The 15,638-nt window shown below is 59.9% G+C and carries 14 protein-coding genes and 3 pseudogenes; 9 read left to right on the plus strand and 8 right to left on the minus strand.

The window, feature by feature from the left end:
* Positions 1-75 precede the first annotated feature (75 nt).
* Positions 76-663 (minus strand): hypothetical protein, encoded by a 588-nt coding sequence (locus tag MU848_RS15365; RefSeq protein ID WP_247233964.1) that lies wholly within the window; start codon positions 661-663, stop codon positions 76-78.
* A gap of 127 nt (positions 664-790) precedes the next feature.
* On the opposite strand from MU848_RS15365, the pseudogene MU848_RS19145 reads away from it, so the two are divergent.
* Positions 791-991, plus strand: a pseudogene (locus MU848_RS19145) (S8 family serine peptidase); the annotation flags it as partial.
* A 249-nt stretch (positions 992-1,240) separates the two neighbouring features.
* Positions 1,241-1,426, plus strand: coding sequence for a hypothetical protein (locus tag MU848_RS15370; protein ID WP_247233966.1), 186 nt, complete (start codon positions 1,241-1,243; stop codon positions 1,424-1,426).
* Positions 1,427-1,946: 520 nt separating this feature from the next.
* Here MU848_RS15370 and MU848_RS15375 read toward each other — a convergent pair.
* Positions 1,947-3,626, minus strand: a complete 1,680-nt coding sequence (locus tag MU848_RS15375; RefSeq protein WP_247233968.1) for a TonB-dependent receptor — start codon at positions 3,624-3,626, stop codon at positions 1,947-1,949.
* On the opposite strand from MU848_RS15375, the pseudogene MU848_RS15380 reads away from it, so the two are divergent.
* Positions 3,520-3,873, plus strand: a pseudogene (locus MU848_RS15380) (TrbI/VirB10 family protein); the annotation flags it as partial. The gene MU848_RS15375 and the pseudogene MU848_RS15380 overlap by 107 nt on opposite strands.
* A gap of 645 nt (positions 3,874-4,518) precedes the next feature.
* The gene (locus tag MU848_RS15385; protein WP_247233970.1) at positions 4,519-5,802 is read left to right on the plus strand and encodes a cation:proton antiporter; all 1,284 of its coding nucleotides are present in this window, start codon (positions 4,519-4,521) and stop codon (positions 5,800-5,802) included.
* 225 nt (positions 5,803-6,027) lie between these two features.
* On the opposite strand, the pseudogene MU848_RS15390 reads toward MU848_RS15385, so the two are convergent.
* Together MU848_RS15390 and MU848_RS15395 are read right to left on the minus strand one after the other, a co-directional pair.
* A pseudogene (locus MU848_RS15390) lies at positions 6,028-6,659 on the minus strand (tyrosine-type recombinase/integrase).
* Between the two features lie 276 nt (positions 6,660-6,935).
* Positions 6,936-8,009 carry a patatin-like phospholipase family protein gene (locus MU848_RS15395; RefSeq protein WP_247233972.1) on the minus strand — a complete coding sequence of 358 codons (1,074 nt, stop codon included), beginning with the start codon at positions 8,007-8,009 and terminating at the stop codon, positions 6,936-6,938.
* 198 nt (positions 8,010-8,207) lie between these two features.
* Here MU848_RS15395 and MU848_RS15400 point away from each other — a divergent pair, with 198 nt between their 5' ends.
* Positions 8,208-9,233, plus strand: a complete 1,026-nt coding sequence (locus tag MU848_RS15400) for a S8 family peptidase (protein WP_247233974.1) — start codon at positions 8,208-8,210, stop codon at positions 9,231-9,233.
* Positions 9,234-9,250: 17 nt separating this feature from the next.
* Here the strand turns inward: MU848_RS15400 and MU848_RS15405 are convergent, their stop codons facing one another.
* The 3 genes from MU848_RS15405 to MU848_RS15415 are packed head-to-tail and all read right to left on the minus strand — an operon-like array spanning position 9,251 to position 11,562.
* A complete protein-coding gene (locus MU848_RS15405) occupies positions 9,251-9,727 on the minus strand; it encodes a DUF2243 domain-containing protein (RefSeq protein WP_247233976.1) in 477 nt (158 codons plus the stop codon).
* Between the two features lie 21 nt (positions 9,728-9,748).
* A complete protein-coding gene (locus MU848_RS15410; RefSeq protein WP_247233978.1) occupies positions 9,749-10,285 on the minus strand; it encodes a DUF4142 domain-containing protein in 537 nt (178 codons plus the stop codon).
* Positions 10,285-11,562 (minus strand): hypothetical protein, encoded by a 1,278-nt coding sequence (locus MU848_RS15415; RefSeq protein WP_201516773.1) that lies wholly within the window; start codon positions 11,560-11,562, stop codon positions 10,285-10,287. The genes MU848_RS15410 and MU848_RS15415 overlap by 1 nt, the downstream gene beginning before the upstream one ends.
* Before the next feature lie 507 nt (positions 11,563-12,069).
* Here MU848_RS15415 and rpsN point away from each other — a divergent pair.
* From rpsN to MU848_RS15430, 3 genes are all read left to right on the plus strand, one after another.
* On the plus strand, positions 12,070-12,375 hold the full coding sequence (gene rpsN, locus MU848_RS15420) for a 30S ribosomal protein S14 (RefSeq protein ID WP_247233980.1): 306 nt from the start codon (positions 12,070-12,072) through the stop codon (positions 12,373-12,375).
* Positions 12,376-12,413: 38 nt separating this feature from the next.
* The gene (locus tag MU848_RS15425) at positions 12,414-13,556 is read left to right on the plus strand and encodes an NAD(P)/FAD-dependent oxidoreductase (protein WP_247233982.1); all 1,143 of its coding nucleotides are present in this window, start codon (positions 12,414-12,416) and stop codon (positions 13,554-13,556) included.
* A 176-nt stretch (positions 13,557-13,732) separates the two neighbouring features.
* A complete protein-coding gene (locus MU848_RS15430) occupies positions 13,733-13,906 on the plus strand; it encodes a hypothetical protein (protein WP_247233984.1) in 174 nt (57 codons plus the stop codon).
* A 64-nt stretch (positions 13,907-13,970) separates the two neighbouring features.
* On the opposite strand, the gene MU848_RS15435 is transcribed toward MU848_RS15430, so the two are convergent.
* Positions 13,971-14,417, minus strand: coding sequence for a PA2169 family four-helix-bundle protein (locus MU848_RS15435; protein WP_236575271.1), 447 nt, complete (start codon positions 14,415-14,417; stop codon positions 13,971-13,973).
* A gap of 271 nt (positions 14,418-14,688) precedes the next feature.
* Here MU848_RS15435 and MU848_RS15440 point away from each other — a divergent pair, with 271 nt between their 5' ends.
* Positions 14,689-15,483 (plus strand): hemerythrin domain-containing protein, encoded by a 795-nt coding sequence (locus tag MU848_RS15440; RefSeq protein WP_201516770.1) that lies wholly within the window; start codon positions 14,689-14,691, stop codon positions 15,481-15,483.
* The last annotated feature ends 155 nt before the right edge of the window (positions 15,484-15,638 follow it).

Below are 15,638 nucleotides of genomic sequence, written 5' to 3' on the forward strand. Positions count from 1 at the left end.
GCCCGGTAGCTCGTCAGGCTCATAACCTGAAGGTCGCAGGTTCAAATCCTGCTCCCGCAACCAACGGTGTACGGCTCAACGTCCCAGTCTCACCAGACTGGGGCTTTTGTCGTTTCTGCACGATCGCATTTCCGCCGTTCGCAGGCGCGTCGGCAAACTCCAGCATCCGGGACAGATCACCCCGCAACTCCAGACGGCGATGCTTGCCATCACGGCCGTCACCGGCACGACAACCGCTTCGATCAAGGTACGGATCGCGTTGCGCGAGCCGCTCGCGTCACGCGTCACCAGATGATGCTCAAGTTCGGCAACGGCGGAGCGATAGACTGCCTCATAGTTCGCCGGGAGACGCACGACCGTCCGTTCGGGAAGGTTGGCAAGCTCCTGGAAAAGGCGGTCCTCTTCGCACTCCAGATCCTTCAGGCGCGTCATGACGGAGCGGGGAAGATCGTCGTCTTTCTCCATCTGCTTCACCGGTTTGGCAATCCGGCGGCGTGTCTCGATCAGATTTTCTTCCATTTCGTCGCGGCGGCTGTGCGCGGACCGCATCTGGGCATCCAGTTCTCGCTTGCGAAGCGACTGACGATCTCCGGCGTCAGGAGGCGATCTCGCAGACGCGCCAGGCCCGGTCGAGAGCCCGGTACAGGCCTGGAACGTGCTCACGGTGGGCGCCTTCACCGAGCGAATGGTGATTTCGGATCCGACCTATGCCGGTTGGAGTGCGCTAGGAGCGGCCGGCGACATCATGCCGCGAAGCCGTACCTCGGTGAGCTGAATCCGCGAGTGGCCGATCAAGCCTGATGTCGTTTTCGAAGGCGGCAATATCGGGTACGACCCGGCGACGGGGCAGGGCGACCACGTCGATGATCTCGCATTGCTAACCACCTATCGCGCGATCGCGGAGCGGCCGTTCACGACGACGGGCGATACCAGCGCGGCCACCGCGCTCGCCGCACGAATGGCGGCACAGATCTTGGTGGAAAAGCCGGCCTTGTGGCCCGAAATCAGTCCGCGGCCTCATCGTTCATTCCGCAGAATGGACCGCTGCCATGCGCGCCCATCACAGCTCCATCGGCAAGCCTGCCTTCGTGCCGCGCTACGGTTTTGGCGTCCCTTCGCTGGTTCGCGCGCTCGGTAGCTTCGATCACGATGTGACACTCGTCAGCTAGGACGAGATTGTTCCGTTCAAGATGAAGGGCGGATCAGCTGTCACCGATGAGCTGGCGGTTCATCAGCTGCCATGGCGCGCGAAGCGTTGTTGGCGCTCGATCCCGCGACGCTCGTCCAGCTGCGCGTAACCTTGAGTTATTGCATCGAACCGAACCCCGGCGAGCGCGGACTGTCGCGGCGGCATGTCTATGCGAGCCATGGTCTGCGATCCGATCTCAACCATGCGGACGACGCGCTCGGCACCTTCCTGCGGTGACGCACTTCCGAAGCAGGTGCTCGACCGCCGAAGCGTGCGGCATCGGACACTGGCTGGGGCATCGGTCCGCAATTGCGCAACCGAGGATCGCTGCACGCGGATATCTGGGAAGGCACGGCGACGGAGCTTGCCGCTTGCGACGCGATCATCGTCTACCCGACGGGCGGCTGGTGGAGGGAAATGTGGCCCAAGGGTACGTGGGCGAACCAGTGCGCTGCAGCCTCATCGCCAGCATCCGGGCTGCACCGGGCAGTGAATGATATGCTGAGGTGGCAGCCCAGATCGCGCCTGAAATCGCCGTCGAGCTTTAGCTTTCCGACCAACGCTACCTCGCTGCGCCTGCGGACGGACATCCCTGTCCCCAATATGTGCGAGAATTGCTATGCTCGGATATGGCAGGTGACTTGTGGTGACACGCCTCGAAGAGGAGAGCTCTCTCGCAAGGGTCCGGCCCTTGCCAATCCGGGTCTCCTCCTCGAGGCGTGTTACAGCCTTCGTTTTTGCTTAGCTGGTTAACATATTACCGAAAATTCACTGCCAGCGTAAAGCCGTAAGTTGCCGGTTTGCCAGAATATCCAATTACAGTGTCAGTAATCCTCATGACATAGTTCTGATATTTCTCGTTCGTAACGTTCCGTCCCCAAACATAGGCCTTCCATCGGTCGCCCGGCCCAGAGACACCGGCGCGCAAGTCAACGAGCGTGCGCGCAACCATCTTTCCAACAGAGTCGGCCCCGAGAAACGCGTTCGAGGCGCCAGTGTAGGACAGGCTTCCGCCGACGAATACCTCATGGGACGGGTCGAGAGACCATCGGTATTCAGCATCACCGACGCCTTGCCATTCCGGTGTGAATGGCATGCGCGTCCCCGAAAAATCCTCGACGGCGCCGAACTGATTTACACCGATAAAATCCTTGATCTTCGAATCTGTGTAGCTGCCCGAGAGATTTAAGGTTAGTCCACGCAATGGCCGAACCACTACTTGCGCCTCGGCACCAATGGCATCTGATTTTGGCGCATTGGCGACGGATTCCAGGACAACGAAGATGGGATCGATGAAATGAGAGCGGACCTGCTTGTTACGATAGTCGTAGTAGAAGACGGCGGCCGTGAGATCTACGGCCCTGTCAAGGAATGATGCTTTCACGCCCGCTTCGTAGGCCGTCAGCTTCTCCTGCTTCACCGGAGCGAACTGATTATTCGACGATGCAAGAACGGTAGGGAATAGACCGCTTTTATACCCCCTACTGACATTTGCATAAATGAGCGCATCAGAAGTTATTTTGTACTTGGCTCCGACGCGCCACGACACATTGTTCTCGTTGAGCCGCGAACGAAACTCACCCGGATCGTAATTCGCATCGAGATTGAAGCATCCGCCAACTTGCGGAACGGGACCTGCAGGCAGGCCGAAGGCACCCTTTGCGACGGATTGAACAACGCCGATTATGGCCGCGATATTACCGTTGCCATTGTCCAGCGAACATGTGTTGAACCACCGGCGGTTCTCTGTGTAGCGTGCGCCGGCTTGCAAGGTGAGATCCGGCGTAATCTCAAACTCGGCATTGCCAAACGCTGCTAGCGTTTTCGAGTTCTGAGTTGATGTCAGGTCTGCGCCAACGTTCGGTATCCCGAAAATTGGATTGTTCGTCTGGTTGCGGATATCGAAGGACTGGAATTCGTTCGCCTTGTCCTTGGCATAGTTGGCGCCGACGATCCATTTCAGGGGACCGGAGTCACCTACCAGGCGCAGTTCCTGGGAGAAGCTCTTTATCCTGCCTTGCGTGCCGAGCAGGAGGATCTGAAGCGCCGTGCCGTCGATGTCCCGGACGGCGTCCTGTCGGTAATCCTCATAGGCTGAGATCGACGTAAGCGTGATATGATCAGTCACATCCAGGTCACCGCGCAGGGCGATCTGGAAAAAGCGGTCATCATTGCGAAAATCCACGCCGGGATCCCAATCCGCGATCCTGTTGCTACCGAGAGCGGGCGAGGCGTTTGCAGGCACCTGGATCGTCAACGCATTCAATTGCCCTGCTTGCGAATCCGATCGGTCTGCCGGCGATGCGCCGGACACCGCTGCCGGAGCGCTAGAGAGCGGCGAGGGCAGGGCACCCAACGCGCTCGATCTTCTGCGGCAAAGCGCGTCAATCGGGGAAGCGCGGGCATCGATGCTGCCGAACCGCAACTTTTTGATCATGGCGGCCACGTTGATCCTCTGTATCCTGCAAACCGCCATCAATTCCGCGCAGCCCGGTTACACGTCCTGCCTGATTCCGCGGGACGTCTATTCCGAGAATGGCCGCGTCGTACTCATGGAAAAGGGCACGCGCGTTCTTGGCGAATATCGCGGCGGCATCCAGCAAGGGCACAATCGCCTGTTCGTCCTCTGGACGCGGGCGGTAACGCCCCAGGGCGTGCGGATTGATCTTGCCTCGCCTGGGGCCCGGCCCGCATCGCTCTGGTGATGTGGCGGAAGCCACGAAGGTAAAGGTATCCAGCGTCGCTCCGACAAGGTACAGCCTGATCGCGAAAGGGATGTTGTACAACCCCGCGCATGGTGACACGGCATTTACAGTGCCGCTCTTCGACGCTTACATGTGACGCGTAATGCCGGAAAACCAATCTTAAAATTGAATGGGTCAGGGGACTAACATTGGGACTAAGCCGCCGTTCGCGAGGACGAACGCTAACGACGGGTTTCGGCGACACCCGACGTTCGTGCGGCTGCATTATCGGCCCATGAATGAGCAAGGCTAGCGGCCAACCGCCCGGCATTTCCAATAAATATCCAGAAGAACCGGGCCAGCCCCTGAATTGCGGCAACCTATGAGGCGTAGACAACACCTAATACAACGCGAGCATTGATCATCACAGGTAGGTCTGGCGCCCCTTCTACCCGTTCTGTTGCGAGCACAACGGAGGCTCCGAGCCCGCCGATCGTTTCGAACTGTCGAAACCTCGAAAGCGGCGCGCCGATTCGTTTCAAAATGCTGTCACGAGCGCCTACCGCGAGCCCGTCGAAGGTCGAGCGGACCGCCGGCTGAACCGGATAACAATGAACGCATTTCGCGCCCGACGGTTATCGACGCATGCCCGACTTTTCCTCGCCCGAACCTTACATTCTTTGGCTTACGGGCGCCGGGGTTCTGATAGCCTTGGTCGCGTGGCTGCCGCTGGCCTTAAAGCGGCTGCCGCTCTCGCTCCCGATCATATGCATCGCCATCGGCGCGGTCATCTTTCTGCTGCCCGCGGTCTCGCTGCGACCGATGCCCCTGTCCTATCCGACGATCACCGAGCGGTTTACCGAACTGGTGGTAATCATCGCCCTCATGGGCGCCGGTCTGAAGCTTGATCGGATCTTCAGCTGGCGGCACTGGAGTGTCACGTGGCGGCTGCTCGGTATCACGATGCCGGTCTCTGTCGCCGCGATCACCCTGATCGGGGGATGGGGCCTCGGCCTTTCCTGGACAGCTGCGCTGCTGCTGGGCGCCAGCCTTGCACCGACTGATCCGGTGCTCGCGTCGGACGTGCAGGTCGGCCCGCCCAAGAGCGGCGAAGAGGACGAAGTCCGCTTCGGCCTGACTTCCGAGGCCGGGCTGAATGACGGGTTCGCCTTTCCTTTTGTCAATCTTGCGATCGCGTTGGCACTTGCAGCTAAGACCGGTGACCCTTGGGCGAGCGACTGGCTGCTGCACGACGTAGCCTGGGAGATCGGCATGGGGGTCGCCGGCGGCTGGGCGATCGGCAAGCTGTTCGGCTGGCTCACATTTCACGTTCCGGCCGAAAGCAAGCTCGCGCAGACGGGTGACGGCCTCATTGCCATCGCAGCGACCTTCGTGTCCTATGGCGTGACCGAAATCCTGGACTGCTATGGCTTTCTTGCCGTGTTCATCACCGCCCTGACATTACGCCGTTCGCACCGTGATCACGAGTTTCAGCGCGAGATGCACGACATCACCGAACAGCTGGAGCGAATCGCGATGATGGTGCTGCTGATCCTCTTCGGCGGCGCACTGGTCAATGGTCTGCTCGCACCGCTAGGCTGGGCAGATGCCGCGGCTGCGTTCGCGATCATCCTGCTGGTAAGGCCTATTGCAGGGTTGGTGGGATTGGCCGGCTTTCACGCTGAGCGAATGGAAAAGCTGACCTTGGCCTTTTTCGGCATCCGCGGCGTAGGATCGTTCTATTATCTCGCTTATGCGATCAATCACGCAGCGTTCGCCGAAGCTGAGCGCCTGTGGGCGATCGTCGGCCTTGTCTCGCTGCTCTCAATCCTGCTGCACGGATTGACCGTGACACCGGTGATGCGAACCATCGATCGGCAACGAGGGCGCGATCCCGACGCCTTGGATGAGACAACAGCGGCGCCTTGAGATTCTAGCACGCCTCGCAAATGGCTCCGGTTGCTTTTCACACTTGTCGTTTGGGCGAAGACGCCAACGCCTCTTGCGTCGGCCATTCTCCGCATTTCGCCAGAGTAAGATGAACGAACGGCAGCTCGCGAGTTCGCGCACTCCCAAGCGGAATAAGCGACTTTGGCGCGTAGCAGCCGCAAACTAGGTCTTGGCTCCTCGCATCGGCGAGGCGCTAGGCAACCCTCAGATTTCCGTGCCCTCCGGCAATGTGAGCGCGTCCTCCACATCCACCCCGAGATATCGGACCGTGCTTTCAATCTTTGTGTGCCCCAATAGAAATTGGACCGCACGAAGATTTCCGGTCGCCTTGTAAATGATCGATGCCTTGGTCCGCCGCAGCGAATGGGTGCCATAATCTTCACTGGGCAAGCCAATTCCTGTAACCCACTTGTCGACAAGGCGGGCATATTGTCTCGTGCTTATGTGGGCAGCATGATCGGTGCGGCTGGGGAAGCGAAATCCTCTAAAGAGCCCCCTCTCAGTTCGAGCCATTTGAGGAGGCTAGCGCAAGCTTCGTCCATCAATTCGAACTGAACTGGCCTTCCGGTCTTTTGCTGAACAACCGTGGCTCGCGTACGAATTTTCCGATCACAAACGATGTCGCTGGTCCTGATCTTCACCAGATCGCAGCCGCGCAGTTTGCTATCGATGGCGAGATCGAAGAGAGCCCGATCTCGAACCCGCCCATGTTGATCCAGGAAGAAGCGAATGGCCCAAATCTGACGGGGTTTGAGCGCTCGCTTCGCACCTACCTTACGTCCTGCATTCCACGACACTCGATCACGAGCGGCAGGATCGAATTCTGACAATCCCATGACACGTCTCCAATTGGCCATAATCGCCGCGGGGAAAACGCTTCATGGTGGGGCCGACCCGTTCCAGCCGCCCAGGAGCAAAATTTTGCTGCTCAGGTGCGGACCGGCCGCTTGTCCATCCTCAGCGCCCGAACTCGCCATTCGCTGCCGGTCAGCCCCTTCCGCCGCACGCAACGCAGGTTAAGCCGAGGCAGGTCGGCATCTTATCTAACGTTTGGACGATGACCTACTTCCGACCGCGCGCTTCCTCAGCTGCACCGGAGACCGCTTTCAATTTTATCCCAGCTCAGGCCGCATGGAGAAACGAACACGCTCAATCCCGTGCAGACTGCGAGGATCGGACTGGTAAACCGACAAGCCTGGATCTCTCGTCGCTATTTCACCCCGTTCAAGAGCAGCCAACATGCTCCTCATAGCATCATAACCAGCGCGCCAGCGCGCTTCGGCAGATTGGCTCGAGAAGTCGAATGCCTTGCCCGCCACCTCCTTCGCCTGATCCGCATAGGCGAGGCGCAGCACCGTTACGGGCGCTGCTTTCTCACCTTGGGCATCAAAGACCGCCTGCCAGGCGGCCAACGCGCGGCGGCTTTGCGTTGCGAACATGAGGTCCTGGCTCCGCTTTGCACTGTCGCCGAGCGTGCGAGGACGACCTCCAGACAGCGGCAGCAGATCCACGGCGATGCAAAGCAGCGCGCGGGACCGCTTTTCGGACAGGATGATATCGAGAGGCAGGTTGATTGAAATGCCCGCGTCTCCCAGCAGCCGCTCGCCGATTGCGACCGGCGGGAACAGTGGAATAAGCGCGGCGCTCGCGCGAATTTCGTCGCAGCCGATCCAACAGCTGCTTGTGTCGAATGCGACATCTTCGCCGGTCTGAATATCCACAGCTGTGACTGACAAGCGCGGAGAACCTTGATTGAGCCTATCAAAATTCACCAGCCGCCGCAGCGTGTCGGCGAGTGGACGCAGATCGTAGAGGCTTGCAGGCTCGTCATTGTTCAGAGGGTTAAACCAGGGGCCGTAGATATGACGGGGCACGAAAAGCCCGGGATGTCCACCGGCCAGCGTCAATGCGGTCGACCAGCTACGCCTCACCGTCTCAAAGATTGCAGGCAGGTCAATCGGTTCGGCGTCTCCGCGACATTTCCACAGCTCACGCAGTCGGCTGATCCGGTCGGACGCCTCGTTGCCGCAAATCACCGCCGCATTTACCGCGCCCGCAGACGCACCAGCAATCCACGAAGGCTCAAGCCCCTGCTCATGCAGCGCCTCATAGGCTCCAGCCTGATATGCGCCGAGCGCATTCCCGCCGCTGAGGACGAGCGCGACATCATAGGGATGGTCGTTCACCGCGGGCTGTCCGGAGCCATGCCTGGGTTCTGATGGTAAATGACGGGTGCCACACGATCTCCTGCGCTGTAGCATGCCTAACCGCTCGCAGGGTGCGGCGTTCCACGCTGCGATGCTGCTCGTCACCCCTTTTCGGTACGGCCTGGCGTTCCTACATCCTGCTCACCGAAACTGCCGGCACTTCCAGGAGCACATACATTGACCCGTTCGCTTCGGCGCTCGGCGCGCATTGCCGCGCAGTCCGCGCTCATGATGATCCTGATCTCCACTCCAACCCTTGCGTCGGCCGCCTCCGGCACGCCGCCCCGCCCGAAACTGGGTAGTGCCGAATATCGTCTGAGCTGGGGCGTGAAGGCAAGCCGCGCAACCGGCGTCTACCGCAAGGGCGCGACCGGCAAAGGCATAGTCGTCGCGATGATCGATACGGGCGTTGGCCCGGACGCCGCAGGGTTGTTCAGCGACCTCTCTCCTCATTCGATCGACCTGGTGCCCAACCGGCGGTTCGACACGGGCGACCGGCGGCATGGTCAGCAGACGGCTTCCCTGCTGGCTGCCCCCGTCGATGGCGCGGGAACATTCGGCATTGCTTATGAAGCGACGCTGTTGTCCATTCGTGCCGATCGTGACGGCTCTTGCCTTCGCACCTGCGCATTTGACCCGCCGCTTCTGGCCAAGGCGATCGACTATGCGCTGGATCATGGGGCAAGCGTTATCGGCATGCCGATGGCGTCCAGGCGGGCAATCCAGGCCATAGAACCGGCGCTGGAGCGCGCTGCGAAACGCGGCGTCGTCATCGTCGCTGCGGCTGGAAATGACGGAGACGACCAGCCCGTCTGGCCCGCCCGCTATGCCACCGACCCGCGTTTCGCTTCATCGATGCTGGTGTCGGGCGCAGCAACCCTCCAGGGCAGGATGGCGCCTTGGTCGAACAAGGCAGGCGCAACACGCAGCCGCTATGTCGTCGCTCCGGGTGAATATGTTGTTGTCGATTGTGGCGAGCGATCCTGCAGCCTCGTCTCGGGGACGTCCTATTCGGTCGCTTACACCGCAGGCGCCATCGCGCTCCTGCTTAGCCGGGCTCCGCATCTGTCCGGGCCGCAGGCTGCCTCAATGCTGCTGCAAAGCGCAGATGATCTTGCCGAGCGCGGCACTGATCACCTGACTGGCAGGGGGCGGCTCAACGTGGGCAGGGCAATACGCGCCGTGCAGGAGGCAAAGGGCTGAAGAGCACGCTTTGTGCGTCAAGTGATTTGGCTGGACTTCCTCGCAATGGCGTGGCCGGCAAGAATGAGGACGATGCCCGAGGCAAGGAACAGCCAGTCCCAAATCGACACGCCAAGCGCTTCAATGACATGGTGCAGATTCAGCAGATGGTGGTCAATCAATCCTTCGATAAGGTTGAACCATCCCCATCCTGCGAGCATGTAGCCGATCAGTCGCCAGCCCGGTGCGCTGGCGCCCCGCCTGCCATTTAGTGCCCGCCAGAGCAACGCCACCCCGATCAGCGTCGCCATCCACATAAGCGCGTGGAAAAGGCCATCGGCGAGCATATTGGCTTTCATGTTCATCATGCTGTCCATGGGAATGACCGCTGACAGCATGGCATGTGTCTGAAAAATCTGGTGCAGGACTATCCCGTCGAAAAATCCTCCGAGGCCAATGCCAAGCATGATTCCCGGAGGAGCAAGCGAGGGCAGGTCAGTCCTTCGATCGGTCATCCGCGTCTCCTGCGGCTCGCATCAGGCAAGTTCGCGCAAATGCTTCATATGCTCCAGATGCCGTTCGACGACTGGAGCGGTGGAAAGCGCGAATGAGCGCAACTGCGAATTGTCGCCGCCCTCGGCGAAGTTGCGCATCAAGGTCACGGTTTCCTCATGGGCAAGCACCTGCTGATCCAGATATTGCTTGTCGAACCCATCGTCTGAGGCCTCCATCAGGTGCTGGATCATCCCTTGACGGCGGTTGTCCAGCTCAAGTGGGGGCGCAATCACGCCTGCGGTCTCGTTCATCTCCAGCGCGGCCTGAAGCTGATGCGTGCTTGTCGTGTGATCGATGATCATCTGGCGAGCTGCCAGCCGCACGTCATCGCGTTGGGCTCGCTGCAACGCGATCATCCCGGCGCGGATCTCGTAGCGATCCCCGATGGCGGCGTTTTCGACAAACTGGTCAGCCGTCCTCGTGCTGGCTGCACTTGCCTGCCCCACCATGCCCCCGACCGCATCTGTCACCTTGTTGACGACCTGCTTCAGGCCGCCTGCTTCCTGTTCGTTGCTCATCATTCCACTCCTTCGGGCACATGGGAGCGCACGGCTTCCCAATAGGCGAACTGGTCATGGGGGCCCCGTTCACGGAGCGACTCGATCGGGTGAGGACCATCGGGTTCCAACCGATATTCATGGCCGAATTCCTCGCGGTGCCGGTCTATGACGATTTCCGTGGGCGATCCGCCTGCATTGACCTTACGCTGATATTCGAAATAGCGATGATCGGGACCAAGCGTCTTGATATCGACAAATTGCGCATCATAGCTGGTCCAGCTGATGGTGCGGTCAAGCACGTCGCGCAGATATTCCTTGTTGGGTTCGAAGGTCAGCGGCGCGGGCATGCCATTCGCGGGCAGGAAATCGGCGGGATCGACCTTTTCAATCTCCTTCATCTGTTCGCAAGCAATGCGCAGATGCTCGATCTCCATGCCCAGATGCAGTTCCCAGATCGCCTTCAGTCGTGCGTCCGTTTCCGTGGACATCCACGACCAGTACATCCAGCACTCATTATATTCATGCAGCACCCAGTTGGTGAGCCAAGTCATCGATGGATCGAGTATCGATTCATAGTGGGATACATGCTGCTCCTCGATCTGGGCGATCTCCAGATAGAGTGCGCGCGCAAGCGGATCGACGGGGCGGTTCCCCACATTCATATAATAGTTCATCGTCTGCTGCTCAGCGGCAACGATAGTGATGCCGTTCATGATCGACTGAATATCCGCGGCATGGATCGTCATGGGCCGCCGCAGCTCATCGTGCGGGTGCCGATGCTGAAAGATCGTCGGCCGCCCGGGCAGCATCTCGGTCAGGTCCTGCGTGATCTCCTCCGCCTTTCTGCCTTCCCCCATCAGATCCATGAGGTTGGCGTATCTGTAGAGATGATCGAAATCCTCCAGCAGCGCGAATTCATAGACCTTCTTGAGGTATGGATCGGGCTCGTGCCGCGCCAGCCAAGCCGTCAGATCCACCGCGACCTGCTCATAGCCGATGGTGTTCGCGATTGTGCTCTCATCGCCAGGGATCAGCCAGTTCACGACTTTTTGCTGCTGCTGTTCGACTCGCCTGACCACAGCGGCGACTTGCTTGAGGCCAATATCCATCGTCCGGCGCGCCATCTGATGGGAATTGATGATGGCCTCAACTTCTATCCCGTTCATCGCAATCACGCGACAGCGTGTATAAGGATGCACGGCGCGCGTGTCATAGGGTTCGATGTTGAGTTCAGACCAGCTGCGGAATTGTTGTTCGAGCGGAATGCCACGCTCGGCCAAAGGATTAAAGCTCATAGAATTGCTCCCACACGGATGCTCCGCCCTGAACATTGGCCGTGCTACCGAGTTCCGCCAAAATCCCGAACACTCTAACTCAGGTAAGCAGAAGCGGCGGATCAGTCTCGGGATGATTGTTCTTCCGGAAAATCGGAACACTTGCGTCAACATGCGCGCCAAAACCAATATCAGCATTCATTCACCTAGGTTGGTTCGTCATCCAAAAGGACTTTCGACTTAACCGTTGTGAATTCACTGCTCCATCGGTGATGTTATCGCTGCCGAAGTGCCCAGGATCGCCCCATGAATGACGTAGAATATTATAGAAAGCGCCTCCAGAAAGAAGACCTCAGTGCGCGCGAGGCAGGGTCGCGGACTGCTGCAACTATATACCGGACGTTAGCTGCGCATTATGCGCACAGGATAATAACGCTGCTGATGGTAGAAGAGGATGAACCAGCACAAGGTGAGCATGCCAGCGCTTTCCGACGCGAGCGATTAAAATCGAATAAGGGAGGAAGCTAGATGGCCAAAAAGAGCGCAGTGAATAAGAACGAACGTCGCCGCAAGCTCGCCAAGAAATATGCGCCAAGATATGCGAAGCTGAAGGCGGCGGCGGATGATGTAAGTCTCAGCCCGGAAGAGCGCTTGATCGCACGGCTGAAAATGGCGGAAATCCCTCGTAACGGCAATCCTACGCGGATCAGGAACCGGTGCGAACTGACGGGGCGGCCGCGCGCCTATTACCGGAAATTCAGACTGGCTCGGGTGATGCTGAGGCATCTTGCCACGAGAGGGCAACTGCCAGGCGTGATCAAATCGAGTTGGTGACACGGACCATCCTTCTCCACTCTCAAGAGGAGGTGCTGTTGAACGCGGATGGCCACGCCTCAGCAGGATTCGGCATAAGCCGGCGTCCGCACATAGTCATCCTCGGCGGTGGTTTCGCCGGTCTCGCCTGCGCGCGCGAACTCGGCGGTGAACCGGTCCGCGTAACCCTGGTCGACCGCAACAACTATCATCTTTTCGTGCCCTTGCTCTATCAGGTGGCGACGGCCGCGCTCTCGCCTGCCGATATAGCGCAGCCCATCCGGCGCATCCTGCGCCGCCACGACAATATAGAGGTTGTGCTTGGCGAAGCCGTAGGCGTCGATCCACGATCGCGCCGCCTGTCGCTCGCGGACGGGTCATCGCTGCACTTCGACAGGCTGGTGATCGCAACCGGCAGCCAGTATAATTATTTTGCGCATCCGGAGTGGGAAGCGCTGGCGCCGGGCTTGCGCAGCATCGAGGATGCTCGCCTTCTTCGCAGCCGCATTCTGCGCGGTTTCGAGTTGGCAGAGCGGGAAGCCGATCCGACGCGACGGGCAGAACTGATGACCATCGTCATTGTCGGTGCGGGACCAACGGGCGTTGAAATGGCAGGAGCAATAGCGGAGCTTGCGCATTACACGCTTGCCCGCGACTTCCGGCATATCGATCCCGGCGCGGTGCGCATCCTGCTCGTGGAGGCGGGCAAGCAGATCCTGACGAGCTTTCCGGAGGAGCTGAGCGCCTACGCCCGGCGGCGGCTGGAAGCGATCGGGGTAGAAGTCATGTTGGGCCAGGCGCTCGAGAGCATTGATGACGATACGCTCGTCATCGCCGGACAAAAGCTGCGGGCGAGCACAATCATATGGGCGGCCGGGATCAAGGCGTCGCCGGTGGCGTCCTGGTTGCGGGCCGAATGCGACCGTAGCGGCCGGGTGCGGGTCGCCGGGGACTTTTCCGTGCCCGGCCATCCTGACATTCATGTGCTGGGCGACAGCGCCGCGTTAGATGACCCGGAAACAAGTCAGCCGCTCCCCGCACTGGCGCAGGTGGCGCAGCAACAGGGCCGCCATCTGGGCCAATCGCTCGCGCGCGAATACACCGGCCGGCCGTCACTCCCCCCCTTCCGCTTTCACGATCGTGGCAACACTGCGATCATCGGCCGCAATGCCGCAATTTCGATTTCGGCAAGCGCCGCCTGAAGGGGCGGGTTGCCTGGTTGCTCTGGGCCATTGTCCATGTCTATCTGCTGGTTGGCTTCGAAAAGCGGCTGTTGGTCAGCATCCAATGGCTCTGGCGCTATTTCACCTATCAGCGCGGCGCCCGGCTGATCACGCAGCCATCACAAGGCCGGCCGGATCAAGCAAGGAGAAATGCGATGCCAACGAATGATGATGAACGGATGAAGCCGGGTGACGAGGCTCCGGCTGGAACTGAAGGCACTGGCGAAAATCTCTGTCCAACCTGTGGCGGTGACGGCAGACTGAATGGCCAGCCATGCCCCGGCTGCGAGGGGACAGGGAAGGTCATCGAGGGCATCGGCGGCGGCTGATCCCAGTTCTTCATCACAAGGCAAAAGGCGGTTAGCCGCTCCAGCCGGAGCGGCCCCGATGCTCTCAAGCCAGGCTGTGCTTGAGCGCGCTTGCCCGATCATGACCGGCGCGAACCGACTGATATGCCTGTTCAACGACCGAACGCGACGACGCATCCAGATCATTGTCGGACAGTGCCGCCTCGAACTTGCCCTTGATATAATCTTCGCCGCGTTCGACCTCCTCGACAACCGCCTTGTCATCCTTGCCGGTGATCGCCTGCTTGAGGTCCATAAAGCTGCGGTGGGCCGCTGCGAGCAAGCTGCTTTCATCTTCCGGATTTCCGCCTAGCCTGCGCACTTCGGCCTGGAGGCTGCTGGCAACCTGACTCCGTTCCTGCGCAAACTCGGCGAAGGTTGTCGCATATTGGGTGTTGGACGCATCCTCCGCCGCATCTCTGAAGCCCTTCACGCTGTCGAGCGTGGTCTTGATCAAACTGTTGAGGGTAGAGATGCTGTGATCGTTGCTCATCAACTGCTCCTTTTTTGCGGGTGTTGAATGGCTCCAGCGCTGCAAGCTGGTCCAAGTTCCATGCTCTCTGGGCGCCTAACTCCCGGCGCGCCAGCACGCCTTCCGCTCACGACGAAGAGCATTGAACCGGTCAGCAAATCGCGCCGACCATCATGCGTGAAGATGGACTGATCCAGGCTGGCGATGGTGCGGAATGCGGAAGAGAACAGGCAACCGAAGGGAATGACTCTGGTTCGTCTCACACCATCATCGCCGACCTTGAGGAACCAAGATGAAGTCCCTTGCCCAACAGACCGAGCAGGATATGAGCGGCGCGGCAAGCGTCCTTAGTCGACAGAAGCGCGACCATGAGCGGTTGGACAGGCTGCTCAACCGGCTTGGCGCCGCGCCAGCCGATCAGCAGGCACCTTTATTGATGCGTGTCTATCGCCTCGTTTTCCCGCACGCATTCGCCGAGGAGGCTGTGCTGTGGCCAACACTAAGACGGGTGCTGCCCGATGGAGAGCTGCTGACACTGAGGGTGGAGCAGGAACATCAGCAGATCAATGAGCTTGTTGCAGAGCTGGATGGAACAGCGCCGGATTCTTCCGATCGCGCGCAGCTGCTCGAGCGGATCGTCGCATTGCTGCGGCAGGATGTGCGGGATGAAGAGGATCGGCTCCTTCCAAGATTGCAGGACGCGGTCTCGCCTGCGCAACTACGCCGGCTCGGCTGGGCTTGGGAAGCAGTGCGACGCATCGCTCCGACCCGAGCGCATCCGATCGTTTCCCGCCGCCCACCAGGCAATGTCCTGGCCGCCCTGCCACTCTCGCTGCTGGACCGCAGTCGCGATGGCATCGACGCGCTTCTCCATCGCGGCGCGGGTCCCGCGACCGAACCGCTCAGGGCGTTGAGTTCCGCACTCGCCTTCGCTTCTAACCTAGTTGAGCGGTTGCCAGGCATGCGAAAGGGAGAAGATCCAAGCACGAGCGTCTCCGACAAGCATCTGCCCGGATGGCGCGCCGCCGCCGCAGCGACTGTAGTGGCTGGCGCAGTGCTTGCGGTGAGGTCAAGCCGAGGGCGCTGAACCGCTGACAAACACGCCGCCAAGCTATGCGAATACACGTGCCGGAGGGTTGAAAATAATATATCGCAACCGTTCCATAACGAGATAATCTCCGTCGTCCTCCGTCCTCCCAAGGAGCCGGAAGCTAACCGAATTCGGAGGAGAAACCGAAGTCA

Source organism: Sphingobium agri, from assembly GCF_023051225.1.
Lineage (GTDB): Bacteria > Pseudomonadota > Alphaproteobacteria > Sphingomonadales > Sphingomonadaceae > Sphingobium > Sphingobium agri.

Excerpts from the sequence above, each read along its gene's own strand:
- MU848_RS15370 (WP_247233966.1), top strand. The coding sequence starts at position 1,241 with ATGGCGCGCGAAGCGTTGTTGGCGCTCGATCCCGCGACGCTCGTCCAG.
- MU848_RS15375 (WP_247233968.1), bottom strand. The coding sequence starts at position 3,626 with ATGATCAAAAAGTTGCGGTTCGGCAGCATCGATGCCCGCGCTTCCCCG.
- MU848_RS15385 (WP_247233970.1), top strand. The coding sequence starts at position 4,519 with ATGCCCGACTTTTCCTCGCCCGAACCTTACATTCTTTGGCTTACGGGC.
- MU848_RS15405 (WP_247233976.1), bottom strand. The coding sequence starts at position 9,727 with ATGACCGATCGAAGGACTGACCTGCCCTCGCTTGCTCCTCCGGGAATC.
- MU848_RS15410 (WP_247233978.1), bottom strand. The coding sequence starts at position 10,285 with ATGAGCAACGAACAGGAAGCAGGCGGCCTGAAGCAGGTCGTCAACAAG.
- MU848_RS15415 (WP_201516773.1), bottom strand. The coding sequence starts at position 11,562 with ATGAGCTTTAATCCTTTGGCCGAGCGTGGCATTCCGCTCGAACAACAA.
- rpsN (WP_247233980.1), top strand. The coding sequence starts at position 12,070 with ATGGCCAAAAAGAGCGCAGTGAATAAGAACGAACGTCGCCGCAAGCTC.
- MU848_RS15430 (WP_247233984.1), top strand. The coding sequence starts at position 13,733 with ATGCCAACGAATGATGATGAACGGATGAAGCCGGGTGACGAGGCTCCG.
- MU848_RS15435 (WP_236575271.1), bottom strand. The coding sequence starts at position 14,417 with ATGAGCAACGATCACAGCATCTCTACCCTCAACAGTTTGATCAAGACC.
- MU848_RS15440 (WP_201516770.1), top strand. The coding sequence starts at position 14,689 with ATGAAGTCCCTTGCCCAACAGACCGAGCAGGATATGAGCGGCGCGGCA.